Source organism: Paraburkholderia sp. SIMBA_030 (genome assembly GCF_046535245.1).
In the GTDB taxonomy this organism is placed as follows: Bacteria; Pseudomonadota; Gammaproteobacteria; order Burkholderiales; family Burkholderiaceae; genus Paraburkholderia.
This window is the reverse complement of sequence record NZ_JAWRXB010000245.1, coordinates 1-312: the sequence shown is the minus strand read 5'-3', so window position 1 is coordinate 312 and position 312 is coordinate 1. Positions and strand designations below refer to the sequence as shown.

1 protein-coding gene is annotated in these 312 nt (G+C 47.8%); it reads left to right on the top strand.

The features are described 5' to 3' along the window. Positions 1–10 precede the first annotated feature (10 nt). Positions 11–262, top strand: a complete 252-nt coding sequence (locus SB772_RS39850; protein ID WP_410838497.1) for a gamma-butyrobetaine hydroxylase-like domain-containing protein — start codon at positions 11–13, stop codon at positions 260–262. The last annotated feature ends 50 nt before the right edge of the window (positions 263–312 follow it).

The window sequence follows — 312 nt, the reverse complement described above, 5'->3', positions numbered from 1 at the left end:
GTATCACTATATCTGGCTGCGTGATAACTGCCCATCGGCTTTTCATCCGCACACTGGCGAGCGTAGCTTTGATTTACTGAGTGTCTCAAAAGATATCCATCCACTATCCGTCTCTTTTGATGATACAACGCTGACGATTGAATGGTCAGAACAAGCGCATATCAGCCACTTTGAACAAAGCTGGTTACGTGAGTTTGGGCTTTGGCATGGATCATATTGTCCCACGCTTGTACTTGCTCATCCGTCTCACCTTTCCAGCTAGCAAGCGCACGAATGATACCGTCTTGATCGCATTCTGCCATCGCCCAGATC